Origin of the sequence: Rhizocola hellebori (assembly GCF_016862955.1) — a bacterium.
GTDB lineage: Bacteria > Actinomycetota > Actinomycetes > Mycobacteriales > Micromonosporaceae > Rhizocola > Rhizocola hellebori.
Window position 1 is genome coordinate 1 of the sequence record NZ_BONY01000124.1, and the last position, 23,038, is coordinate 23,038.

General features: G+C 66.5%; 26 protein-coding genes and 2 pseudogenes. 17 read left to right on the forward strand and 11 right to left on the reverse strand.

Annotated features, from left to right (window positions below):
* Window positions 1-508 precede the first annotated feature (508 nt).
* The 3 genes and pseudogenes from Rhe02_RS50350 to Rhe02_RS46320 all read right to left on the reverse strand — a co-directional run.
* Window positions 509-1,306 (reverse strand): annotated as a pseudogene (locus Rhe02_RS50350) (hypothetical protein); the annotation flags it as partial.
* Between the two features lie 106 nt (window positions 1,307-1,412).
* Window positions 1,413-2,216 carry a histidinol-phosphatase gene (gene hisN / locus Rhe02_RS46315; protein ID WP_203914950.1) on the reverse strand — a complete coding sequence of 268 codons (804 nt, stop codon included), beginning with the start codon at window positions 2,214-2,216 and terminating at the stop codon, window positions 1,413-1,415.
* Between the two features lie 10 nt (window positions 2,217-2,226).
* A complete protein-coding gene (locus Rhe02_RS46320; RefSeq protein ID WP_275412696.1) occupies window positions 2,227-3,456 on the reverse strand; it encodes an RNA polymerase sigma factor in 1,230 nt (409 codons plus the stop codon).
* Between Rhe02_RS46320 and Rhe02_RS46325 the strand changes: the two genes are divergently transcribed.
* Window positions 3,451-3,729: a DUF2087 domain-containing protein gene (locus tag Rhe02_RS46325; protein ID WP_203914952.1), complete on the forward strand. Its 279-nt coding sequence runs from the start codon at window positions 3,451-3,453 to the stop codon at window positions 3,727-3,729. The genes Rhe02_RS46320 and Rhe02_RS46325 overlap by 6 nt on opposite strands.
* Here the strand turns inward: Rhe02_RS46325 and rsgA are convergent.
* A complete protein-coding gene (rsgA, locus tag Rhe02_RS46330) occupies window positions 3,714-4,769 on the reverse strand; it encodes a ribosome small subunit-dependent GTPase A (protein ID WP_373320798.1) in 1,056 nt (351 codons plus the stop codon). The genes Rhe02_RS46325 and rsgA overlap by 16 nt on opposite strands.
* Window positions 4,721-6,061 carry a 3-phosphoshikimate 1-carboxyvinyltransferase gene (gene aroA / locus Rhe02_RS46335; RefSeq protein ID WP_203914953.1) on the reverse strand — a complete coding sequence of 447 codons (1,341 nt, stop codon included), beginning with the start codon at window positions 6,059-6,061 and terminating at the stop codon, window positions 4,721-4,723. The genes rsgA and aroA overlap by 49 nt, the downstream gene beginning before the upstream one ends.
* On the opposite strand from aroA, the gene Rhe02_RS46340 reads away from it, so the two are divergent.
* The 7 genes and pseudogenes from Rhe02_RS46340 to Rhe02_RS46370 all read left to right on the forward strand — a co-directional run bounded on the left by Rhe02_RS46340 (window position 6,060) and on the right by Rhe02_RS46370 (window position 9,945).
* Window positions 6,060-6,725 (forward strand): SOS response-associated peptidase, encoded by a 666-nt coding sequence (locus Rhe02_RS46340; RefSeq protein ID WP_203914954.1) that lies wholly within the window; start codon window positions 6,060-6,062, stop codon window positions 6,723-6,725. The two genes, aroA and Rhe02_RS46340, sit on opposite strands and share 2 nt — an antisense overlap.
* 174 nt (window positions 6,726-6,899) lie before the next feature.
* A pseudogene (locus Rhe02_RS50355) lies at window positions 6,900-7,220 on the forward strand (WhiB family transcriptional regulator); the annotation flags it as partial.
* Window positions 7,221-7,418: 198 nt separating this feature from the next.
* Window positions 7,419-8,027, forward strand: coding sequence for an alpha/beta hydrolase family protein (locus tag Rhe02_RS46350; protein ID WP_203914956.1), 609 nt, complete (start codon window positions 7,419-7,421; stop codon window positions 8,025-8,027).
* Window positions 8,028-8,266: 239 nt separating this feature from the next.
* Window positions 8,267-8,884 (forward strand): sigma-70 family RNA polymerase sigma factor, encoded by a 618-nt coding sequence (locus tag Rhe02_RS46355; protein ID WP_203914969.1) that lies wholly within the window; start codon window positions 8,267-8,269, stop codon window positions 8,882-8,884.
* Window positions 8,884-9,180, forward strand: a complete 297-nt coding sequence (gene rsrA / locus Rhe02_RS46360; protein WP_203914957.1) for a mycothiol system anti-sigma-R factor — start codon at window positions 8,884-8,886, stop codon at window positions 9,178-9,180. Before Rhe02_RS46355 ends, rsrA begins: the two co-directional genes overlap by 1 nt.
* A 70-nt stretch (window positions 9,181-9,250) precedes the next feature.
* Window positions 9,251-9,463 (forward strand): biotin/lipoyl-binding carrier protein, encoded by a 213-nt coding sequence (locus Rhe02_RS46365; protein WP_203914958.1) that lies wholly within the window; start codon window positions 9,251-9,253, stop codon window positions 9,461-9,463.
* A complete protein-coding gene (locus Rhe02_RS46370; RefSeq protein ID WP_203914959.1) occupies window positions 9,460-9,945 on the forward strand; it encodes a GNAT family N-acetyltransferase in 486 nt (161 codons plus the stop codon). Before Rhe02_RS46365 ends, Rhe02_RS46370 begins: the two co-directional genes overlap by 4 nt.
* Here the strand turns inward: Rhe02_RS46370 and Rhe02_RS46375 are convergent.
* Window positions 9,933-10,484 (reverse strand): TetR/AcrR family transcriptional regulator, encoded by a 552-nt coding sequence (locus Rhe02_RS46375; protein ID WP_203914960.1) that lies wholly within the window; start codon window positions 10,482-10,484, stop codon window positions 9,933-9,935. The two genes, Rhe02_RS46370 and Rhe02_RS46375, sit on opposite strands and share 13 nt — an antisense overlap.
* A 177-nt stretch (window positions 10,485-10,661) precedes the next feature.
* On the opposite strand from Rhe02_RS46375, the gene Rhe02_RS46380 reads away from it, so the two are divergent.
* The 6 genes from Rhe02_RS46380 to Rhe02_RS46405 all read left to right on the forward strand — a co-directional run bounded on the left by Rhe02_RS46380 (window position 10,662) and on the right by Rhe02_RS46405 (window position 18,303).
* Window positions 10,662-12,164 (forward strand): MDR family MFS transporter, encoded by a 1,503-nt coding sequence (locus tag Rhe02_RS46380; protein WP_203914970.1) that lies wholly within the window; start codon window positions 10,662-10,664, stop codon window positions 12,162-12,164.
* Between the two features lie 135 nt (window positions 12,165-12,299).
* Window positions 12,300-13,304, forward strand: coding sequence for an SIS domain-containing protein (locus tag Rhe02_RS46385; RefSeq protein WP_203914971.1), 1,005 nt, complete (start codon window positions 12,300-12,302; stop codon window positions 13,302-13,304).
* Window positions 13,305-13,306: 2 nt separating this feature from the next.
* Window positions 13,307-14,812 carry a sensor histidine kinase gene (locus Rhe02_RS46390; protein WP_239124503.1) on the forward strand — a complete coding sequence of 502 codons (1,506 nt, stop codon included), beginning with the start codon at window positions 13,307-13,309 and terminating at the stop codon, window positions 14,810-14,812.
* Between the two features lie 295 nt (window positions 14,813-15,107).
* Window positions 15,108-16,775, forward strand: a complete 1,668-nt coding sequence (locus Rhe02_RS46395) for a nitrite/sulfite reductase (protein WP_203914961.1) — start codon at window positions 15,108-15,110, stop codon at window positions 16,773-16,775.
* Between the two features lie 132 nt (window positions 16,776-16,907).
* Window positions 16,908-17,612 (forward strand): phosphoadenylyl-sulfate reductase, encoded by a 705-nt coding sequence (locus tag Rhe02_RS46400; protein WP_203914962.1) that lies wholly within the window; start codon window positions 16,908-16,910, stop codon window positions 17,610-17,612.
* Window positions 17,599-18,303, forward strand: a complete 705-nt coding sequence (locus Rhe02_RS46405; protein WP_203914963.1) for a sirohydrochlorin chelatase — start codon at window positions 17,599-17,601, stop codon at window positions 18,301-18,303. The genes Rhe02_RS46400 and Rhe02_RS46405 overlap by 14 nt, the downstream gene beginning before the upstream one ends.
* An 87-nt stretch (window positions 18,304-18,390) precedes the next feature.
* Here Rhe02_RS46405 and Rhe02_RS46410 read toward each other — a convergent pair whose 3' ends face one another.
* Window positions 18,391-18,660 carry a WhiB family transcriptional regulator gene (locus Rhe02_RS46410; protein ID WP_203914964.1) on the reverse strand — a complete coding sequence of 90 codons (270 nt, stop codon included), beginning with the start codon at window positions 18,658-18,660 and terminating at the stop codon, window positions 18,391-18,393.
* A gap of 375 nt (window positions 18,661-19,035) precedes the next feature.
* The gene (locus Rhe02_RS46415; RefSeq protein WP_203914965.1) at window positions 19,036-19,956 is read right to left on the reverse strand and encodes a diacylglycerol/lipid kinase family protein; all 921 of its coding nucleotides are present in this window, start codon (window positions 19,954-19,956) and stop codon (window positions 19,036-19,038) included.
* 24 nt (window positions 19,957-19,980) lie between these two features.
* Between Rhe02_RS46415 and Rhe02_RS46420 the strand changes: the two genes are divergently transcribed.
* A complete protein-coding gene (locus Rhe02_RS46420) occupies window positions 19,981-20,337 on the forward strand; it encodes a hypothetical protein (RefSeq protein ID WP_203914966.1) in 357 nt (118 codons plus the stop codon).
* On the opposite strand, the gene Rhe02_RS46425 is transcribed toward Rhe02_RS46420, so the two are convergent.
* Complete coding sequence (locus Rhe02_RS46425; protein WP_239124506.1) at window positions 20,305-20,748, reverse strand: ATP-binding protein; 444 nt, start codon at window positions 20,746-20,748, stop codon at window positions 20,305-20,307. The two genes, Rhe02_RS46420 and Rhe02_RS46425, sit on opposite strands and share 33 nt — an antisense overlap.
* Before the next feature lie 93 nt (window positions 20,749-20,841).
* The gene (gene sodN / locus Rhe02_RS46430; protein ID WP_275412698.1) at window positions 20,842-21,216 is read right to left on the reverse strand and encodes a superoxide dismutase, Ni; all 375 of its coding nucleotides are present in this window, start codon (window positions 21,214-21,216) and stop codon (window positions 20,842-20,844) included.
* Between the two features lie 56 nt (window positions 21,217-21,272).
* Here sodN and Rhe02_RS46435 point away from each other — a divergent pair, with 56 nt between their 5' ends.
* Window positions 21,273-21,590, forward strand: a complete 318-nt coding sequence (locus tag Rhe02_RS46435) for a S24/S26 family peptidase (RefSeq protein WP_373320799.1) — start codon at window positions 21,273-21,275, stop codon at window positions 21,588-21,590.
* Window positions 21,591-21,639: 49 nt separating this feature from the next.
* Window positions 21,640-22,749 carry an NAD(P)-dependent malic enzyme gene (locus Rhe02_RS46440; protein WP_203914975.1) on the forward strand — a complete coding sequence of 370 codons (1,110 nt, stop codon included), beginning with the start codon at window positions 21,640-21,642 and terminating at the stop codon, window positions 22,747-22,749.
* Window positions 22,750-22,763: 14 nt separating this feature from the next.
* Here Rhe02_RS46440 and Rhe02_RS46445 read toward each other — a convergent pair.
* The coding region (locus Rhe02_RS46445) for a hypothetical protein (RefSeq protein WP_203914967.1) at window positions 22,764-23,038 on the reverse strand (275 nt) is incomplete at its 5' end.

The following is a 23,038-nucleotide window of genomic DNA, read 5'->3' on the forward strand; positions in this document are numbered from 1 at the left end:
GCGCGGGGCGCGGGGCGCGGGGCGCGGGGCGCGGGGCGCGGGGCGCGGGGCGCGGGGCGCGGGGCGCGGGGCGCGGGGCGCGGGGTTAGTCGACTACGGCGGGGCTGGGGCGGCGGGGGTGGACCTCTAGGCCGTTGGTGTGGCCGTTGGTGGTGGTGGTGATGGTGTGGCCGTTGGTGGTCGCGTGGCCGTTGACGGTCGCCGGGCTGTGGCCGTTGGTTGCGGTTGCGTGGGCGTTGGCCGGCTGTGGGGCGGCGTGGCCGTTGGCGGTCGCTGGGGTGTGGCCGTTGGCGGTGACGGTTGGGGTGTGGCCGTTGGTGACGGCGGGTGCGGGGGTGTGGCCGTTGGCGGCGCGGTGGAGGGGGCGTTGGAGGGCGACCGTGACGTGGGTGCGGCAGACCGGGACCGCTTCGGGGACCTCGACGACGCCTCGGGCGGGGTGTTCGGGGAGGCCTGGGACAGAGGCGGAGCGGCGGCGGAACGGTAGTGGAGCCGGCTCGGCGACTAGCTCGTGTTGTGGCTCGGCGTATCTGGTGAGGGCGATGACCGCGCCTAGGGTGACCACGAATCCGATCACCGCGAGCCATTCGCGGCCGGGGCGCATTTGGTCGCCGAGGAGGACGAGGCCGATGACGGCGGCGGGGACAGCGCCTGCGGCGTCCATGCCGGCGACGGCGGCGTTGGTGGAGCCGCGCTGCATCGCCAGGCCGAGCAGCAGCTGGCCGGTGAGCGAATGCGCGATCACCAGATAGAGCAGCGGGTTGAGCACGAACTCGGCGACGCTGTGGGCGCCGGCCAAGGGGCGCGCGGCGATGGCGGCGGAGGAGAAGCAGAGGCCGGCGATCGAGCCGAGCACGACCGAGCCGAGGACGCCCTTGATGCGTCCGGCGAAGGTGCTGCCGACGGCGATCACGGCCAGCGCGACGATGAGCGCGATGATGCCGCGGATGCCGAGCTGCTCGCCCTTGCTCGGCTCAGCCGAGGCCGCCAGCGCACCGATGCCGAGCACGACCAGGGTCAGCAGGGCTACCTCGGCTATGGGCAGGCGCCACTTGAGGATGACCACCCCGAGCAGTGCGGTGACACATAAGCCGGCGGTGACCGCCGACTGGACAAGGAACAGGGGCAGGTCGCGTCTAGCCGCCAGAGCGAAGAAGAAACCGAAGATCTGACACAGCAGGCCAAGCAGATACGTACGGTGACCGAAGAGGCGAAGCAATAGACCGGGGTCGAGGTTGTCGGTCGTCGCGGTTTTGGTCGCTGCCATGGATTGGAGCAGGTTAGCGATGCCGTATGCGGCGATCATTGCCGCTAGGAATAACCAACCCGAGGAAACCACCCCCGCAGCTTAGACCCTAGTGGCTGCAATACGCCTCAGTCCGTTGCCAAGTAACTCACGGGCGTTACCGCGACTACAGAGCGTGAAGGCCGCTCGGGGTAAGTCTTTCGAGTACGTCAGTGTGCAACTGTCCGTTCGTGGCGACCGCGGACCCGCCGCCAACACCGGGCCGACCGGACAGATCGCTGAAAGCGCCACCGGCTTCGGTCACGATGGGCACGAGTGCGGCCATGTCCCACAGCATCAGCTCGGGCTCGACCATGATGTCGAGCGCGCCCTCGGCGAGCAGCATGTACCCGTAGAAGTCGCCGTAGGCCCGGCTGCGCCAGGTTTTGCGCATCAGGTCGAGCACCGAGGAAAGCCGTCCGGTCTGCTCCCAGCCGTCGAGCGAGGAGTAGCAGAAACTCGCGTCGGCGAGGCGGCGGACGCCGGAAACCTTGATGGGTACGGCGTTGGACTGGTGCCGCCCGGCGAAGGCGCCCAGCCCGCGGGCGGCCCACCAGCGGCGCCCGATCGCGGGTGCGGAGACCAGCCCGACGACGGGCGTGTCCCCTTCCATCAGGGAGATCAGGGTGCCCCAGATCGGTACCCCCCTGATGTAGTTCTTGGTTCCGTCGATCGGATCGATGACCCACTGCCGGTTGCGGTTGGCGCCGCTGACCCCGAACTCTTCGCCGAGCACGCCGTCACGCGACCGCGTGCGGGCGAGGGTCATCCGCAGCGCCTTCTCGACGGCGGTATCCGCGTCGGAGACCGGAGTCAGATCGGGCTTGGACTCCACGTAGAGATCCAGCGCCTTGAATCGACTCATGGAGATCGAGTCGGCGGTATCAGCCAACACGTGCGCAAGCGCGAGGTCGTCATCAAGGCGTGCCATGGCCGACAACCTAGCCGATCGCTGCGCTATGTGAATACACGGTTAGGCGTTCGGTGAGCAGAACGCGTTCGGCCGGGTTGGCGGTGAGCGCCAGCGCGCGCTGCAGAGCGTGCGCCGCCTCGGCCTCCCGGCCCAGCTCCCGCAGCAGCTCAGCGCGGGTGGCGTGGTAGAGCCGGTACCCGTCGAGGCGTGCCGCGAGCTGGTCAACCTCCCACAGCGCGCGCTGCGCGCCGACCGCGCGCCAGGTGGCGACCGAGGCGGAAAGCAGGGCGAGCGGGCTGGAAGTCTGCCGGAAGAGCTCTAGGTAGAGCAGCCGGATCTGGGCCCAATCGGTCTGGTTCGCCGACTCCGCGGTGGCGTGCAGCGCGGCGATCGCGGCGTGGGTTTGATAGGGCCCGGGCCGGCGGCGCGCCAGGACCCGGTCGAGTTTGTCGACCGCGGCCTGGATGGCGCGCTGGTTCCATCGAGATCTGTCCTGATCGGACAGGAGCACCAGCCGCCCGTCGTCGTCGAACCGGCTCGCGGCCCGCGCTTCACACAGCGCCAGGAGCACCGCGAGCCCGCCGACCTCGGGCTCGGTGGGCATCAGCAGGTCGAGCTGCCCGGCCAGGGCCAGCGCCTGGGTGGCCAGGTCCCGGCGCTGTTCGGTGGCGGACGAGTTGGCCAGGTAGCCCTCGTTGTAGACGAGATAGATGACGGTCAGAACCGGCCCGAGCCGGTCGGCCAGCTCCTCCGGCGCGGGGGTACGGAACGGGACCGACCGATCGCGGATGAGCCGGTTGGCGCGGACCAGCCGCTGGGCCATGGTCGGTGTCGGCACCAGGAAAGCCGCCGCGATCTCCTCGGTGGTCAGCCCACACACGGCCCGCAGCGTCAACGCGATCCGCGCCGGTTCGGGAAGCGCCGGGTGGCAGCAGCCGAAGATGAGGGCGAGGGTGTCGTCGCCGCCGTTGTAGGAGGGCGGGGTGGGCGGGGTGGGTGGGTAAAGCAGAGTCAGTTTGGCGCGGCCAACCTGTTCCCGGCGCAGCACGTCGACCGCCCGATGCCAGCCGGTGGTGACGAGCCAGGCGGCTGGCTCATCCGGTACCCCGGAATGGGGCCATTTTCGAAGGGCTTCGGCGAGCGCCTCTTGCAGGGCCTCTTCCGCGCGGTCGAGGTCGCCGAGGCGGCGGGCCAGCGCGCCCCGCATAGAACTCGCGTGCGTGCGCCAGATCTGATCTATTACGGTCGGGACATGCACGATGAACCCCCGACGGTGATCAGGCCGTTCCTCGACAAGGAGGGCAGAATCATCCGTCTCCCGGCGCGCGCCGGTAAGCGGCGGGTGCTGCTGGAGTACATCGTCTGTGCCTTCGAGCCTGGGGTGCGGATGCCGGAACGTGAGGTCGATGCGGTGCTTCGCGCTTTCTACGAACACGACTGGGTCTCGCTGCGACGGTATCTGATCGATGCCGGGCTGATGGAGCGCGAGAACGGAATCTACTGGCGCACAGGTGGCTACGTCGAGGTCTGATCGCGCGAGGTGAGCAGGCGGCGGAACGACTCCAGGCGCCGCACGTCGGCGTGGCCGGCCGCGACCCACGCGTCGAGCTTGCAGTCGTCAGCGAGGTGCTCGCAGTTGGGAGGGCATTGGGTGCTTCCCTCGACCAGGTCTGGGAAGCCGTGCAGGACATCGTCTGCGGAGACGTGGGCAAGCCCGAAGCTGCGCACGCCGGGGGTGTCGACGATCCACGAGTCGCGCCCGAACGGCAGCGGCAGCGCGACTGCGCTTGTCGACGTGTGCCGGCCCTTGCCGATCGCGCTGACCACGCCGACGGCGCGGCCCGCCGTCGGGATGAGCCGGTTGACCAAAGTGGACTTTCCCACCCCGGAATGCCCGACAAAAACCGAAACCAGGTCGCTCAATCTGTCGCGCAACGGCTCCAGGTCTGCGTCGGGGGAGAGCAATATGTGGGGTACCTCGAGCTCCGCGTAATAGTCCAGCAGCTCGCTCGCCCCGGCGAGGTCGGCCTTGGTCAGGCACAGCAGCGGCTCGATGTCGGCGGCGTAGGCGGCCACCAGACACCGGTCGATGAAACCCGTTCGGGGCGGCGGATCCGCCAGCGCGCTCACAATCACCAGCTGGTCGGCGTTGGCGACGACGACCCGTTCGAGGCGGCCCTCGGCGGTGGAGTCGTCGTCGTCGGCGGTGCGGGTGAGCACCGAGCGCCGTTCCTCGACCCGGACAATGCGGGCCAGGCTGCCGGGCTGCCCGGAGATGTCGCCCACGAGCCGGACATCGTCGCCGACGACCACCGATTTTCGGCCCAGCTCCCGGGCCCGCATGGCGGTGATCTCCTGCGTGTCGACGATCACGGTGTAGCGGCCGCGGTCGACCGCCACCACGAAGCCGACGATCGCGTCATCGTGCTTTGGCCTGATCCTGGTCCGGGGACGCGATCTGGACGACCGGGTGGCGCGCACCCTCACGTCGTCCTCGTCGTACTCCCGCTTCCTGGACAGGATCAGCCCTCCGCCCCGTTGTTGGATCCACTCTTCACCAGATCCGCCCACAGATGGGGAAACGAGGGAAGTGTCTTAGCGGTGCAGCCCACGTCGTCGAGGTGGATCTCGGGGACGCGCAGGCCGATGACGGCTGCCGCGTGGGCCATCCGGTGGTCGTCGTAGGTGCGGAACTGGGTGCCCGCCAACGGCTTTGGCGTGATGAGCAGACCGTCCGGCTTCTCCTCGACGCTGGCGCCAAGCCCGCCCAGCTCGGTGGCGAGCGCGGCAAGCCGATCGGTCTCGTGGTAGCGGATGTTGCCCACGCCGTACAGGTGCGACGGGCCGTCGGCGAGCGTCGCCAGCGCGGCTACCACGGGCGTCAGCTCGGCGATGTCGCCCAGCGAGACATCAACGGCGTGGATCTTGCCGGTGCCGGCGACGGTCAGGCCCGACTCGTCGAGGGTCACGCTGCCGCCCAGCGCGGCGAAGATCTCCCGCACCTTCCCCACGGCCTGGACGCTGGTACGTGGCCAGCCCGCGAGCGTGACCCGGCCACCGGTGACGAGCGCGGCGGCGAAGAAGGGGGCGGCCCCGGACAGGTCCGGCTCGATCTGCCAGGCCCTTCCGGTGAGCCGGCCGGGCGCGACCACCCAGACGTCTTTGACGCTGTCGTCGACGGCAGCCCCCGCGGCGCGCAACATCTGTACCGTCATGCGCAGATGCGGCTCATTTGGTACGGGTGGGCCGACGTGGCGCACGGTCACGCCGTGGTCGTAGTCGACCCCGGAGAGCAGCAGCCCGGAAACGAATTGGCTGGACGCCGACGAGTCGATGGTGACCTCTCCGCCGGGCAGGCTTCCCTTGCCGTGAATGGCCAGCGGCAGGCCGTCGGCGGGGGAGGCGTCGATCTGGGCACCCAGCTCACGCAAAGCGTTGATGATCGGGCCCATCGGGCGTTTGCGCGCGTACGGGTCGCCGTCGAAGGTCACCTCGCCGTTGGCCACCGCGGCCAGCGGCGGGACAAAGCGCATCACCGTTCCGGAGAGCCCGACATCGACGTGGGCCGGTCCGTGCAGGGGACGGGGCCGGATCTCCCATCGCTTGTCGTCCATTGTGGAGACGTGCACGCCCAGGGCGCGCAGGCCCGCCGCCATCAGCTCGGTGTCCCTCGCGCGCAGCGGTGCGTGCAAAGTGGACGGACCCACCGAGGCGGCGGCGAGCACCAATGCGCGCGCAGTCATCGATTTCGATCCGGGCAGGCTGACGGTGCTCTGCACGGGCGCAGAGGCGGTCGGAGCGATCCAAGGCACCGGCTTGAGTGTCACCCGTGTAAGTCTGCCAGTGACTAAAGTCCAAGGCATGTGCGGGAGGTATGCCACGACGAGGACGGCACCCGATTTGAGCGCGTTGTTTGCCGCGTTCGACGAGACCGATGAACAGCTCGCGCCCGACTACAACCTCGCGCCCACCGATCCCGCGCCGATTGTGCGGATTGACGAAGCGGCCCAGCGGCGAGTGCTGAGCGTGGCCCGGTGGGGGCTGGTGCCCTCGTGGGCGGAAAGTCCCAAGGTGGGCGCCCGCATGATCAATGCTCGGGCGGAGACGGTGGCCACCGCCAAGGCGTTCGCGCGCGCGTTCGCCGGCAAGCGCTGCCTGATCCCGGCCGACGGATGGTTCGAGTGGGTGGAAAAGAAACCCTTCTATATGACGCTGCCGGAGGGCTTCGCTTTCGCGGGTCTGTGGACTCAGAACCGGTTCGGCCTGTCCTGCTCCATCGTCACGATGGAGGCGGCCGGCCAGCTGAAGCAGGTCCATCATCGAATGCCGCTGCTGGTCGAGCCCGATCGGTGGCAGGAGTGGCTGACCGCCCCCGCCGATCCCGCTCTGCTCGCTCCGGCCGCCGCCGGCTACCTGGCATCGATAGAGATAAGGCCGGTGGGAGCCGCTATCGGAAACGTGAGAAACGATGGCCCAAGCCTTATCGCGCGTTTGGGCGAGTCCGTGGAACAGGAAAGTTTGTTCTAAGATTTATGGTGATTGGTGGCAGTTTGTGTCACGAGTTTGAGGTAAACCCCTTGTCTTGGGTTGAGAGGATGCGGTAAGCAACAGCGTCGGCCCCTCACAGGGCCACAACCAGGAGTAACAGTTTGATTACCCATGTCTAGATGGGTGGTCAAACCCACGGGGGAGGTGGGCTAGATGACCCGGGCGCGGATTCCACGCCCGCAAGAGGTGGCAGCTGCACGCCGCGATCCGCGGTTGGTTCGCGCAGTCACCGAGCGGCACGACAATGCATGGCGCACAAAGGGTGTGTGCCAGACGGTAGATCCAGAGACATTCTTTCCTGTCCCGATGGCCCCCGCCGATGTGGCGATCGAGCTTTGCGCGAGGTGCCCGGTTGCGGGTGCTTGCCTAGCGTGGGCACTGTCCGTCGGCGACTGTCACGGAGTCTGGGGCGGCACCACCGCCCGAGAACGCCGTGCCATGCTCGTCGCCTGGCGCACCGAGGAGCAGCCGGAGGAACGCCAGTTCGCCGATTGCACCTCCGACCTCATCGTTTCCGCGGGTGAGCTGGTACCCCAATCCAGACGCCCGGTCACGGCGAGGATTCCCCGGCAGGTCGAGCGCACGACCCAGCCGTTCGGAAAGGACACGGCGCTGATGACCCGGGAGCCGATCCGAGCATCGTGCTGATCCATAGTCGGGCATGCTGAGCACATGCCCAGTAGCACCAAGCGGGAAAACACAAGCCTGGTCGCGACACCTCGCGGCGAGGCACAGATCGATCTCTACCAGCCCACCGGTAAGGCCCGGGCGCTTATCGCGCTCGGGCACGGTGCTGGTGGCGGGGTGGACGCTCCCGATCTGATCGCGGTCAAACAGGCCGCGCTGGCCGAGAAGATCGCCATTGCCCTGATCACCCAGCCGTACCGGGTGGCCGGGCGGCGTTCGCCGGCCCCCGCGCCCCAGCTGGATGAGGCATGGCTGGCCGTGCTGCCCCACCTTCCCAAGCTGCCGCTCTTCGTGGGCGGCCGTTCCTCGGGCGCGCGGGTGGCGTGCCGCACCGCCGCCGCCGCGAAGGCGAGGGGCGTGATCGCGCTCGCCTTTCCCCTGCACCCGCCCGGAAAACCCACCGTCACCCGCGCTGATGAGCTGCTCAGCGGGGTTCCGACGCTCGTCGTCAACGGTGACCGGGACCCGTTCGGGCTGCCAACGCCCAGCCAGGGGATCGAAGTGGTGGTCATCCCGGGCGCTCGGCATGATCTTCGAAAGGACCTGGATACGGTCGCTACGGCGGTTGTCAATTGGGTCCGCTCAATCGGGTGATCGAGGACACGTAACCGGCATCCTCGGAATGTCTTGGCCTTGACTTGGCGTTACAGCCCCCGGACCCAGACTTTGTGCGAGAGGTGGCCATGGTGCGAACCGGTACGCGCTGCGTGACTCGAGGCTCGGAAAATGCCGCGCTGGAAACCGTGGAGAAGCTGCTGAACTCCCCGGAGTGGCCAGCCGCGGCCGTCCCCGCGCCCAGGGTCGCCGCTCCGGCTGTAACCTCATTTGAGCGACTGCCAAGGTCGCAGAAGGCGGTTGCCCGAGTGACCAGCACAGAGAGCGCCAACGAGCGGAGCATGCGGTTCGAACGCGATGCGATGCCGTTTGTCGATCAGCTCTACGCCGCTGCGCTGCGCATGACCCGCAATCCCGCCGACGCTGAGGATCTGGTCCAGGAGACCATGCTCAAGGCCTTCGCCGCCTTCCATCAGTTCGAAGAGGGCACCAACCTCAAAGCGTGGCTCTACCGCATCCTTACCAACACCTTCATCAATTCCTACCGCAAGAAGCAGCGTCAGCCGATCCAGGCGCCGACCGACGAGATCACCGACTGGCAGCTAGCCGAAGCCGAGTCGCACACCTCGTCGGGCCTGAAGTCGGCTGAGACCGAAGCGCTCGAGCGGTTGCCCGACAGCGATGTGAAGGAAGCGCTGCAGTCGCTTCCGGAGGAGTTCCGCCTCGCCGTGTACCTTGCCGATGTGGAGGGCTTCTCTTACAAGGAGGTAGCCGACATCATGGGCACGCCGATCGGCACCGTCATGTCGCGTCTGCACCGAGGTCGCCGCAACCTGCGCAAGCTTCTTGAGGCGTATGCCATCGAGCATGGCCTGACCCGGGAGGCCTTGTCGTAATGGAAAACCAGCACGAACATCACCAGCCTGAAGACGATGTCAACTGCCGCGAGGTGCTGACCGAGGTATATCTCTACCTTGATCTCGAGTGTTCCGAGGGCAGGCGCACTGTGATCAAACATCATCTCGATGAGTGCTCGCCTTGTCTGCGCGAGTACGGCATCGAGCAAGAGGTCAAGGCGCTGGTCGGGCGCTGCTGCGGGCACGAGAAGGCGCCCGCCGAGCTGGTGGCCAGGTTGCGGGCCAAATTGTCGGAGCTTGTGATCGAGGTTGAGGTGAGCCGCGAGCCGGGCTAAGACCCATCCTCGAGGCACACCATGGTTGGATACTCAACGTTGGGAAGACCCGGCGTTGAAGGGACCAGCAATGGCTGAAGAGATCCGTGCCGAGATGGTGGCGAACGTGTGGAAGGTCGTGGTCTCCGACGGTGACACCGTCGCAGACGGCGACACTCTGGTCATCCTCGAATCGATGAAGATGGAAATCCCGGTTATCGCCGAGGCCGACGGCGCGGTCACCATCAAGGTGAACGAGGGCGACGTCGTGCAAGAGGGCGACCTCATCGCTGTCATCGAATGATCGTTCGACCTGCCACGCCAGCCGACTTCGACCCGATCGCCGAGCTGACCGTGGCCGCCTACCGCGGCGACGGTCAGACCTGGCCGGGTCACGCCTACGAGCCAACGCTTCGCGATGTGGCGGCACGCGCCGTGGCCGGCGACTTGCTGGTGTGCGCCGACGAGAGCGGTTCTGTGCTTGGTGCTGTTCTTTTCGCGGTACCGGGAAGCGAGTTCTCGGAGCTGGCGGTCGATGGCGAGGCCGAGTTCAGGATGCTGGCCGTCGCGCCGTCGGCCCAGGGCAAGGGGGTCGGCCGCAAGCTGGCCCAGGCCTGCCTCGATCGCGCGCGGGAGCTGGGCTGCAAGGCGGTGGTGATCTGCGTGCGCGACTTCTCCAAGGACGCCCAGCGGCTCTACGACAGGATGGGTTTCGTGCGCGAGCCACGGCTTGACTGGTCGCCGATGGAGAACGTGCGCCTGCTCGGGCTGCGCTACGACTTCTGATCGATGAGCCCTTCGGCGACCGCGATCGCCGCGTTGCGCCGCTCCTGCTCGCTGAACTCGTTCTCCGGCAGCAGCATCCATGACACGTGCAGCCCGAAGACGGCCAGCCCCACTCGCATCCGCTCCACCGGGTCTGCGGTCGGCCCGATCAGGATGGTGATCATGCGGCCGAGGCTCTCCCGCCACTTGGCCGCGTTGGGCATGTTCTTCACCGCGGGCTGGTTCTGCTGGAAGAACTTCATGATCTTGAAGTGCTGGCTGACGTTGAGGCTGTCCGCGTAACGCGTCAGGAACTCGCGGCGGAATTCGGGGGTCGACGGCTGCTCCTCGGCCCACGAGAGCAGATCTTCCATTCGCGCCACGTGATCGCCGGTCAGCGACTCGACGATCTCTTCCTTGCTCTTGAAGTGGTAGTAGAGCGCGGCTTTGGTGACGCCAAGCGCCTCGGCGATCTCGCGTAGCGACGTCGAGTCATAGCCCTTCTCAGTGAAGAGCTCCAGGGCGACCGCCTGGATTCTCGAACGTGTGTCGTCCGCCATCGGATCCCAATTCTACTTGACGACCGGTAAGTGGGCAGCTTACCGTACGGCTAGTAAACAGTCTAGCCGGTCGGCAAGTAAGGGAGTCTAGCCGTGACCGCTATAGCTTCACCGGCTTCGCCTACAGAGGCGCAAGCCCCGAGAAGCAACAACATCCGTCTTGTTCTCCCGGGAATCATGCTCGCCATGATCCTGGCCATGCTGGACAACATGGTCGTTGGCACAGCAATGCCGAAGATCATCGGGGAGCTGGGCGGGCTGTCCAAGCTGTCGTGGGTGGTCACCGCATATGTCCTCGGCACCACCGTCTCGACCCCGATCTGGGGCAAGCTCGGCGACCTCTACGGCCGCAAGCGCGTCTTCCTGACTTCGATCGTCCTGTTCATCCTCGGCTCGATGCTCTCGGGTGCGGCTGGCGAATTCGCCGCGATCAATGAGCAGATCGGCCCGATGACCCAGCTCATCATCTTCCGGGCCTTCCAGGGTCTGGGCGCCGGCGGTCTCATGGTGGGCGCCTTCGCCCTCATCGGTGACCTTGTGCCGCCGCGGGAGCGTGGCCGGTACCAAGGCATGATGGCCGGAATCATGGCCCTGTCGATGATCGCGGGCCCGCTGGTCGGCGGCCTCATCACCGACAACGCCTCGTGGCGCTGGATCTTCTACATGAACATCCCGATCGCGGGTGCGGCGATGGCGATCCTGATTCCCTTCCTGCACCTGCCGCCCAAGCGGACCGAGCACAAGATCGACTGGCTGGGCGCGGCCACGCTCGGCGTGGGCATCACCGCGGTCGTGCTGATCACCACCTGGGGCGGCAACGACTACGCGTGGACCAGCTCGACGATCCTCGGGCTCGGCGTCATCGCCGTGATCGCGATCGCCGCGTTCATAGCCATCCAGCGGCGGGTGGCCGAGCCGATCCTTCCCCTGAACCTGTTCAAGAACAGCAACTTCAGCCTGGTCAGCGGCATAGGTTTCCTCGTCGGCTTCGGACTGTTCGGCGCGGTCTCGTTCCTTCCGCTCTACCAGCAGACGGTGCAGGGCGCGTCGGCCACCAACAGCGGGCTGTTGCTGCTGCCGATGATGGGCGGCGTGATGGTCACCTCGATCGTCATCGGTCGCCTGATCACGAAGACCGGCAAGTACCGGATCTACCCGATCGTCGGCGGCGTGATCATGGTGCTGGCGATGCTTCTGCTCACCCGCCTCGATGTGGACACCTCCAAGGGCGAGTCCACCATCTACATGGTGGTGCTGGGTCTGGGCATGGGCTGTCTGATGCAGACCACACTGCTCATCTCGCAGAACAGCGTGGAGATGAAGGACCTCGGTGTGGCCAGCTCCACGGCCACCTTCGCCCGGTCCATCGGCGGCTCGCTCGGAGTGGCCCTGTTCGGCGCGGTGTTCACCGACCGCATGAAGGACGACATCACCGCTTCCCTAGGAGCGCCGGCCGCCAAGATGGTCGACGAGGCCGGTGGCAACTTCCAGCCTGACCAGCTGGCCCAGCTGGCGCCGCAGGTCAAGCACGGTCTGCTGCACGCGATCTCGTTCGGCATCTCCGGCCTGTTCTGGTGGGCGCTCGCCTTCGCGATCGTCATCCCGGTGCTGGCCTGGTTCATCAAGGAGGTACCGCTGCGTGCCACCAACGATCCGAGCAAGCTGACCCCAGTCGAATAAATCCCGCAAACCCGCAAGCGCCGGTCTCCCCGCCTGGAGCCCGGCGCTTGCGCATTCGTGCGCATAGTGTTGCGAGAATTTGAAGTTTCGTGCAAGATTGCGCACGTGACGAACACAAATGAGCGCGGCACGGGGATGGCCGCAGACATAGCCGAACAACCCTCCGTCTACGCCAACCTGCTCGAACCCGCTCATGTCACCGCTATTTCCGAGGTGGCCAAGGTGATCGCGGAGCGCAAGCCGCAGCACGTGGTGTTCACCGCGCGCGGCACCTCCGACCATGCCGCGCTTTACGGGACATATCTGGCCGAGATCCGGCTGAACCTGGCCGCCGGGCTCGCCTCGCCCAGCGCGATCACCGTCTTCGGCGCACGGCCCGACCTGTCGCATGCGCTGGTGGTCGGGGTGTCGCAGAGCGGCGGCTCGCCGGACCTGACCGAGGTGTTGCGGGTAGCGCGCGAGTCGGGTGCGCTCACCCTCGCCGTCACCAACAACCCGTCGTCGACGCTGGCCCAGACGGCCGAGCTGTCGGTCGATGTCGCGGCCGGGCACGAGCGGGCGGTGGCCGCGACCAAGACCTACACGGCCGAGCTGCTCGCGCTGCTGATGCTGATCGAAGGGATCCGGGCCGGTGGGCAGGTGCCGGTGGCGGAGCTGAGCGAGCTGCCCAAGCTCGCCGAGAAGACGCTGGCCCGCAAGACCGCCACCGAGCTGGCGCAGCGCTACCGCTTCGCGGCGCGGGTGGTGACCACCGGCCGCGGCTACTCCTACCCCAGCGCGCGGGAGGCCGCGCTCAAGCTGATGGAAACCTCGTACCTGCCCGCGCTCGCCTTTTCCGGCGCGGACCTGCTGCACGGCCCACTCGCCATGACCGACCCCGACGTGCCCGTGCTCGCGTTCGTCGGCTCGGGTCTGGGGGGCAAGGCGATGGCCCCGGTGCTCGATCGGCTGACCGAACAGCGGGCCGATGTGGTGAGGATCGGGCCACAGGGCACCCTGCCCATTCCGAAGATTGACGAGCGCTTGGCGCCATTGCTGGAAATTCTGCCATTGCAGCAGCTAGCGCTCGCGTTAGCGCTGGCCCGGGGTGAAGATCCGGATGCTCCCCGTGGTCTGAAGAAGGTCACTGCCACAATGTGATGGTGAAACCGTCCACGCTGCGTGAACTGGTCGAGGAACATACCGCTCTCAACCGGCAGGACATCGATCACCTGCAGCGGCTCGCCGGCGATTGGCAGCTCATCTCCGATCTCTCCTTCGCTGACCTCCTGCTGTGGGTGCCTGCGGAGGCGGGCGCTTACGTGTGCGTCGCTCAGGTGCGCCCGACCACGGCGCCCACCGCGTACCAGGATGATCAGGTGGGCAAGCTGGCGAGCGGCACGGAGGTCGCTCACCTGGAGGTGGCGCGGACGCAGGGGCGGATCTGGCGGGAAGGCGACCCGGTCTGGTACGGCGACACGCCCGCCCGCCATGAAGCCGTTCCCGTTCGCAGGCGAGGCGCGGACGGCGAATCCGGCGATGTGGTCGCGGTGGTGGGGCGGGACACGAACCTGTCCACCGCGCGCACCCCGTCGCAGCTGGAGCTGAACTATCTGACCACCGCCGACGACCTCGCCCAGATGATCGCCGACGGCACCTTCCCCCCGCCCCGGCACGAAGGCGAAACGACTTCCGCGCCGCGGGTTGGCGACGGGCTGATCCGCCTGGACGCCACCGGCAAGGTCACCTATGCCTCGCCGAACGCGCAGTCGGCCATCCGCCGCCTGGGTTTCTCCGCCTCGCTGGTGGGGGAGGATCTGGCCGCGCTGTTCAACCGGCTCTCCGACGATCCGCTCGAGGGCTCGGAGTGCGCGGCTCGGATCCTCGCGGCGCTGCGCGGGGATGCCCCGCCCCGCAAGGAGGTCGAAGCCCGGACGGCGACCGTGCTGACCCGCGCCCTCCCGCTCATGCCGGCCGGCGTCCCGATCGGAGCGCTCGTGCTCGCCCGGGACATCACCGAGGTGAAACGGCGTGACCGGGCGCTCATTACCAAGGACGCCACCATCCGCGAGATCCACCACCGGGTGAAGAACAACCTGCAAACGGTGGCGGCCCTGCTCAGGCTCCAGGCGCGCCGGGTGGCGGCGCCGGAAGCCCGTGCCGCGCTTGAGGAGTCGGTACGCCGCGTGGCCTCGATCGCGCTGGTGCACGAGACGCTGTCGATGTCGGCCGACGAGGTGGTCGAGTTCGACGGGATCATCGATCGGGTCGCGACCGCGGCGGCCGAGGTGGCCGCGCCCGAGTCGCCGGTTTTCACCCGTCGTGAAGGGACATTTGGTGTTCTTCCCGCGGAAATGGCGACACCGCTGGTCATGGTGCTAAATGAGCTGCTCCTCAACGCGGTGGAGCACGGTTTCGACGGCGGTGCGCACAGTGGCGAGGTGGTGGTGCATGTGGAGCGAGGCAAGAAAGAGCTGCACATCGTCGTCGCCGACAACGGCCGGGGCCTGCCCGAGGGGTTCAACCCGGCCACCTCGAAACGCCTTGGCCTGCAGATCATTAGGACGCTGACCACCGGCGAGCTTCGCGGCACCATCGAACTTCGTAACAGGCCAGGTGGCGGGGCGGAAGCCGTCCTCCTGGTGCCGTTGAACAAGCGGGCCACCTGAGCCGTTAACAAAGTCGGTGTAAGGGACGCCACAGCTTCAGCATGTGAGACACCATGGCTCCAACCTGTGGGGCGTGAGATGGTGTCCATATGACTTCCGGCCACCACGTAGAGCTGACAATGCGTCGGCATGTGGATTTCGGCCGCGTGCGCAGCGCCATCTGTCCGGCTGGCTAACCAGTCGCCCCCGTCTGTTTTCCACGACCGGGCGCACAGATTGCGCCGTGAGTGAGTTTTCTTCTCTTTCTGTTCATCACGCGTAGCTGTGTGTCCCCCATCTGAGGAGGGACGCTGCTATGGCAGCCCCAGGCAAGACCCGTAGAGGCGAAGGACAGTGGGCTCTCGGCCACCGCGAGCCCCTCAACCCGAACGAGCGCAGCAAAAAGGACGACAACCCGCTCAACGTGCGCGCCCGGATCGAGAACATCTACGCTCATCGCGGTTTTGCGTCCATCGACCCGGCCGACCTGCGGGGACGGTTCCGCTGGTATGGGCTTTACACGCAACGCAAGCCGGGCATCGACGGCGGTCGCACCGCAGTTCTTGAGCCGCATGAGCTCGACGACGAATACTTCATGCTGCGGGTGAGAGTCGACGGGGGACAGCTCGACCTGGCGCAGCTGCGCACGCTCGCCTCGCTGTCGACCCGGTTCGGCCGCGACACCGCCGATCTGACCGACCGGCAAAACGTTCAGTACCACTGGATCCGGATAGAGGACGTGCCGCAGGTCTGGCGCGAGCTGGAAGCCGTGGGCCTGTCGACCACCGAAGCCTGTGGCGACACCCCCCGAGTCGTGCTGGGGAGCCCGGTCGCGGGAATCAGCTCGGATGAGGTCCTCGACGCGACCTCGGCCATCCGCGAGATCGTCGACACCTACGTCGGTGACCCGACCCTGTCCAACCTGCCACGCAAATTCAAGACGGTCGTGTCCTGGCTGGCCGATGTTCCCTACGAGGCCAACGACGTCTCCTTCATCGGCGTTGAGCACCCGGAGCGCGGCCCCGGTTTCGACCTGTGGGTCGGGGGCGGGCTGTCGACCAATCCCATGCTGGCCAAGCGACTTGGCGCGTGGGTGCCGCTGGCCGAGGTGCCCGACGTGTGGGCGGGCGTGGTCCGGGTCTTCCGCGACTACGGCTACCGCAGGCTTCGCTCCCGGGCTCGGCTCAAGTTCCTTGTCGCCGATTGGGGTGTCGAGAAATTCCGTCAGGTGCTGGAGGACGAATACCTGGGGCGCAAGCTCATTGACGGGCCGGCCCCGAACCTGCCCCGGCATGCGATCGACCACATTGGAGTGCACAAGCAGCGCGACGGGCTGAACTACGTTGGGGTGGCAGCGGTTGCGGGCCGGGTCAGCGGATCTCAGCTCACCAAGCTCGCCGACATCGTTGAGGCGCACGGCTCCGGCCGGGTGCGGATTACGCCCTATCAGAAGCTTCTGGTGCTCGATGTGGCCGACGACCGGGTGGAGTCGCTGGTTTCCGCGCTGGAGGGCATCGGGCTGCAGGCCCGGCCATCCAGCTGGCGTCGGGACACCATGGCCTGCACCGGAATTGAGTACTGCAAGCTGGCCATCGTGGAGACCAAGGCCACCGCGGCGGCGACCATCGATCACCTCGAAAAGACAATCGGGCGGATAGATGGCTCGATTTCCATAAACATCAATGGGTGCCCGAATGCTTGTGCCCGTACCCAGATAGCAGATATTGGTCTCAAGGGCCAGCTGGTGAAGAATGCCGACGGCGAGCTCGTGGAGGGCTTCCAGGTCCACCTGGGAGGTTCGCTGACCATGGCCGAAGGCCAGAACGCCAACTTCGGCCGCAAACTCCGCGGGCTCAAGACAACGGTGGCCGAACTTCCGCAATACGCAGAGCGCCTCACCACCCGCTATCTGGCCGGCCGCAAAGACGCGGAGGAGCCGTTCGCGGAATGGGTGCTTCGCGTCGACGAGGAAGAGTTGCGGTGAACGCGCCCTTCTACTGCCCCTACTGCGGCGAGGAGACTCTCTTCCCGCACGGGGAAACGCACGGCCAGTGGGAGTGCAGATCCTGCCGGCGAGTATTCGCGGTCAAGTTCGTTGGTTTGCTTGGGAGGAAAGATGATCACGCTAGCCGATGAGGGACTGATAGAACTGGCCACTCAGGCCGGACGCGACCTGGAGGGCAAGCGGGCCGAGGCCATCATCGAGTGGGCCGCCGACACGTTTGGCGAAAGGTTCTGTGTCACGAGTTCTTTCGCCGACGCGGTGCTGGCGCATGTCGCTTCGCGGGTGGTCCCCGGGGTCGATGTCGTCTTCCTCGACACCGGCCTGCATTTCCCAGAGACTTTGCGGGTACGCGACCAGGTGACCAAGACGATCCCGGTCACCGTGAAGTCGGTGCGCCCGGACCTGACGGTCGGACAGCAGGACGGCGAATACGGCCCGCGTCTGTTCAACCGCGACCCGGACGCCTGTTGCGCGATCCGTAAGGTGCGCCCCCTGGAGGAGGCGCTTGCCGACTACGACGCCTGGGCCGCCGGCCTGCGCCGCGACGAGGCGCCTAGCCGGGCCAAGACTCCGGTGGTGCACTGGGAGTACGCGCGTAACAAGGTCAAGGTGAATCCGCTCGCGGCGTGGAGTCAGTCCGATGTGGACAACTACATCGCTCGATACAATGTGCCTGTTAACCAGTTGCTTCGTCAGGGATACGGCTCGGTTGGGTGTTGGCCTTGTACAAGGCGTACGCTGCCGGGCGAGGACGTGCGGGCGGGCCGCTGGGCAATGTTCGACAAGACCGAATGCGGTCTGCATGCCGCTGCGTGAGTCCTCGCCACGAAGCGTCCTGCTAGTCGCCCATGGCTCGCAGGATCCACGCGCGGCCGCGTGTGTGAGGGCCCTGGCTCGGACCGTTGCGGCGGTCCGGCCGGGGCTCGATGTCCGCGTCGCGTTCCTGGAGCAGTCGCCGCCGTCGCCCGCCGAGGTGCTGCGGGCCATGCCCGCGGGCACCGTGGTGGTGCCCTTGCTTTTGACGAATGCCTTTCACGGCTCCATCGATCTGCCCGCACAGGTGGCCGGCTTCGACTGCGTCATCACCGAAACCCTGGGCGCCCCCACCGAGCCGCTGCTGACGGCGTTGAGTAAGCGGCTGCCCGGCATCGACTTCGACGGCCTTGTGCTGGCCGCAGCGGGGACACGGATGGCCAGTGCCAGGGATGGCATCGAAGACGTCGCAGCGGCGCTCTCAGCCCGCTTTAACGTGCCCTGCCGTGTCGCCTATGCCGCCGGGGTGCCGCCCACGGGTGCGGCCGCGGTCACCGCCCTGCGCGCCGAGGGCTGCCGCCGTATCGCCGTGGCGTCCTACTTCCTCGCCCCCGGCCGCCTGTACGACATGGTGATTCACAGCGCACTCTCAGCCGGCGCGGCCGCCGCAGCCCCGCCCCTGGGCGCCTCGTGGCACATGGCGCAACTAATCCTCGACCGCGCCAACGCCCGCTTGCTTGCTCCCGCCGCCTGAAGCACTCTCCTAAAACGAGAGTGCCCCGGCGCACATGGCCGGGGCTCGCTCGATTCGATTTTGTTCGCGGTGGTGTTGGCGGGTGTCTCAGAGGCTGTAGTTGCCCACTGACTGGGCGCGGACCCGAAGGCCGCCGCGGCGCTTAAGTGCACGCCGCTCCTCTTCGCTCATCCCACCCCAGACACCGGCGTCCTGTCCGGACTCGAGGGCCCACTTGAGGCACTCGTCAGTGACCGAACAGCGCCGGCACACCGCTTTGGCCTGCTCTACCTGAGATATCGCGGGGCCAGACGTCCCGATCGGGAAGAACAGCTCCGGGTCTTCATCTCGGCAGACAGCACGGTGACGCCAGTCCATGGCGGGAACACTCCTCTTAGCTAGCTTCGCGGCAAAGAATCATTAATGCAGTGGTCTTCGGTACGGTCGGCTTCCCCTGTATTGCGAACGCGCGGATCGCGATTTGGATGCGATCGAATAATTACGGACCGCAACCGGGGCGCTGGCGCGTAACGGGCAATGAAGTTCGGCGCTCGGTACGCTTGTGAATGCTTTCACGAACTACGGCGATGTCAAGGGGGGTGCCGGAAATTAGGACGGATGGGTGAGCAAGCTCACGACCATTTTGTCCGGATCACCGGGCGTCACCCTGATCCTCTGATCGTGACGGTTCGTGATTAATCTAAAGCGGCAAGTAGTGAAACTCACGTATTTCCAGCTCGTGTCGTTTCCCTATTAGCAGATTACCTGTAAAGCTGCTGGAACAGCCGTGAATTTCACCATTTCCCTCTCACCGAGGTAATCGCCATCGAGTTGAAAAGGCTCCGGTGTGGCACACGTAACGGTGAACTCGGTCAAGTCATGCCGCAGCATTACCCGTTTCCCGTAGTCCTCATCCCGAAGCGCCAGCATCTTTCCCACCGTCCGAAGGGTGCTCGGCGGGTGCAACGCGGTCAGCGCCATCACATCCAAGCCGCTGTCGAAGGAAGCTTGCGGGCTGGCATGGACCGGACGGTCACCCAAATATGTCCAAGGGGCGGTGTTCTGAACAATGACATTGGCCAAGTTGGTCTGGTCTTGTTCGCCAACAGCTGAAAGCGTGAGTCCGGGATCACGGCGGATCGCATCGAAAAAATACTCATTTAGCGCGGAACGCAGATAGAGCGATGGCGTGGAACGGCGGCCCCGATAACGGGCACGCTCGACGCGGCGGACGACAGCGGCATCGATGCCCAACCCGGCGCAGAAGGTGAAATACCGATCATCGGCCTTCCCCAGCCCGATCTCGCGGGAGCTGCCCGCGTTGAGGGCATCCAGGATGACCCCGGTCGCCTCCACGGGGCTGTTGGGGATGCCCAGGGCGCGCACGAACACGTTGGTCGAGCCGCCGGGGACCACCGCGAGCCTGGGCCGCTTGCCGGTGGGTGTGGTCATGAGCCCGTTGACCACCTCGTTGACGGTGCCGTCCCCGCCGAGCGCGACGACCACGTCGACGCCGTCGGCGGCCGCGGAGGCGGCGAGGTCGTGCCCGTGCCCACGGCGCCGGGTGAAGCCGATCTTCAGCTCCATGGCACTGCGCAACGCCCCGGCCAGCACCTCACGGGTGCGCTGTGAGGTGGTGGTGGCCTTCGGGTTGACCACGAGTAACCCTCGCATGCTGCGCAATCTATCGTGTTCGGCATGCCGGCTACCCTGCGCATCGCGATAGTGGTCCTGTGGGCCCAGTTCCTGGCCGTCCTGGGTCTGTTCGCGATCTATGTCGTCCTGCTGGTCCGCGATCCGAGCATCCTTGCCTTCTACGTGGGCGCGTTCGGGTTGATCTTCACGGCCGCGCTCTTCTTCATGATCTTGGCGCTGGGGAGGTTCAGCACCGCCGCGCGCGGTGGCGTGTTCGCGCTGGAGCTGATCGTGCTCGCGCCGGCCTACTACATGATCACGGGCGGCAAGGCGTGGCTTGGCCTGATCATCGGGTTGTCCGCGGTCGCGGTGATCGCACTTTTGGTGCTACCGCCCACCAATCGCGTCCTTAGCCGATGAAGTGTCCTGATTGGACACGGGTCGCTCGCAAGCGAGCCGGATCGTGGCCATGTCGCCCTCCTGCTCAGTCCACGCCTGCGAAGTCAGGCCGCTGAGCACGCGCCAGCCGAAGGACGAGGGATCGGGCAATCTGGATCCAGGCCGGATCCTGGCGGAGATGGCTACGGTCAGTACTTCCACGCTGATCTCGAAGCGGCAGTGCAGGTCGCCATTGGGCTGAGTCAGCACGAGCAACATCGCGCAAGCCTCATCAACTGCGATGCGCAAGTCTTCAATCTTGTCGCCCGGAAAGCCGAGCCGAGCCGCCATGCCTGCAGTCGCAGTGCGCAAAATGCCGAGCCAGCCGCCGTCTGCGGGCACGGTGACATCAACGACATCATCAACGAGTGCCGTCGATGCCCTCTGGATCATCTGCTGCTGGCTCACTACTACCGAGAGTAAACCAAGGCGGCCTTCGAGCACCGCTCGGCGGCCGCCTTGGTTGCAGCTTTGTTACCGCTGACGCTAAGCCTGCTTCGTCTCCCAGAAGATCTTCGCGATTTCGTCGATCTTCGACAGCAGCTGCTCGGCAACGGCCGAGTCGGCCTGGCCCTTCGAGCCGCCGGCCCCGGCGAGCTTGGTGGCCTCGTTGAAGAGCTGGTGCAGGTTCGGGTACTTCTCGAAATGCGGCGCCTTGAAGTAGTCGGTCCACAGCACCCACAGGTGATGCTTGACCAACTCAGAGCGCTGCTCCTTGATAATCAGGGCGCGCGTGCGGAACTCCGGGTCCGTGTTGGCCTGATATTTGTCGCAGATGGCCTTTACCGACTCCGCCTCGATGCGGGCCTGGGCCGGGTCGTAAACACCGCACGGCAGGTCGCAATGCGCGCTGACGATGATGGTTGGCCGGAACAACTTCACGAGGATCCTCCACTAATTGACGGCACAATGATCCCGTGCCGACGCTACTCCAGCTGTTCCCGGTACTGGTACAGGGCCCGTCGATGGCGCCCACCCTCAAGCATGGGGACATGCTGCTGGTGCGGCGTGCCGGTCGCCCTGTCCGGGCCGGTGATGTCGTGGTGGCCACCTTCCACAGCCGCCCGGATCTGCTTGTCGTGAAGCGAGCCGTGCGTCCAGAGGGGGATGGCTGGTGGATCGTGGGCGACAACGAATATGCCACCGACGACTCGCGTGTCTTTGGAGCCGCGAAGATCGTCGGAAGGGTGATTTGCCGCTACTGGCCCCACCCACGTTTGATCGGGCCCCTGTAGGGTGTCGTTCGTGGAGCATCCGGCATTCGACCGGCACGTGGGCGGCAAGATGGCCGTGTCCAGCACAGTGCCGCTCGCGACTCGCGAAGATCTTTCACTGGCCTACACCCCCGGGGTGGCGCTGGTATGCGAGGCGATTGCCGAGAAACCGGAACTTGTCCACAAGTACACCTGGGTGGGGCACACCGTCGCGGTGGTCACCGACGGCTCGGCCGTGCTGGGGCTCGGCAACATCGGGCCCAAGGCCGCGCTGCCCGTGATGGAGGGCAAGGCGATCCTGTTCAAGGGGTTCGGTGGGGTTGACGCCGTGCCGATCTGTCTCGACACTCAGGACACCGAAGAGATCATCCGGATCGTCAAGGCGCTCGCGCCCGGCTTCGGCGGGATCAACCTCGAGGACATCTCCGCGCCGCGCTGCTTCGAGATCGAGCAGCGTCTGATCGAAGAGCTCGACATTCCCGTCTTCCATGACGACCAGCACGGCACGGCAGTGGTGGTCCTTGCGGCATTGAAGAACGCTGCTTTGGTACTGGAGCGAAAGCTGGGCGACCTCAAAGTCGTCATCTCCGGCGCAGGCGCCGCGGGCGTGGCCGTCTCCAAGATCCTGCTCGCCGCGGGCATCGGAGATGTCGTGGTGGCCGACTCGCGCGGCATCATCCACTCCGGACGCGAAGACCTCACCTCGGTCAAAGCTGCCCTGGCAGAGGTGACCAACCGCGGCGGGCTCATCGGCGGCATAGGCGATGCGCTAGACGGAGCCGACGTGCTCATCGGTGTCTCCGGCGGCACCATCGACGAGGAGTTCGTGTCGAAGATGGCCCCGGGCGCGATGGTCTTCGCCCTGGCCAACCCGACGCCCGAGGTTCACCCGTCCGTGGCATCCCGCTACGCGGCCATCGTCGCCACCGGCCGCAGCGACTTTCCAAATCAGATCAATAACGTGCTCGCCTTCCCCGGCATCTTCCGCGGCGCGCTCGACGCCGGCGCCACCCGCATCACCGAAGGCATGAAGCTGGCCGCCGCCAACGCCATAGCCGAAGTGGTGGCCGGAGAGCTGCGCCCCGACGCGATCGTCCCAAGCCCCCTAGACCCACGGGTAGCCCCCGCGGTCTCAGCCGCTGTCGCCGCCGCCGCCATCTCCGAACACGTCACCCGCTAACCCCCAGCCTCACCTCACCCCGCCCCGCCCTGGTCGCGCGCCACCCTTTGGCCGCGCCGCCCTTTGGCCATGCCGCCCTTTGGCCGCGCCGCCCCTGGCCGTGCCGCCCTTGGCCGTGCCGTCCTTGGCCGTGCCCCCGCGCCGTCTTTGGCCGTGCCGCCCACGCGCCGCTTGGCCGTGCCGTCTTGGCCGGGCCGCCCTTGGCCGTGCCGTCTTGGCCGGGCCGCCCTTGGCCGTGCCGTCTTGGCCGGGCCGTCCTTGGCCGTGCCGTCTTGGCCGGGCCGCCCTT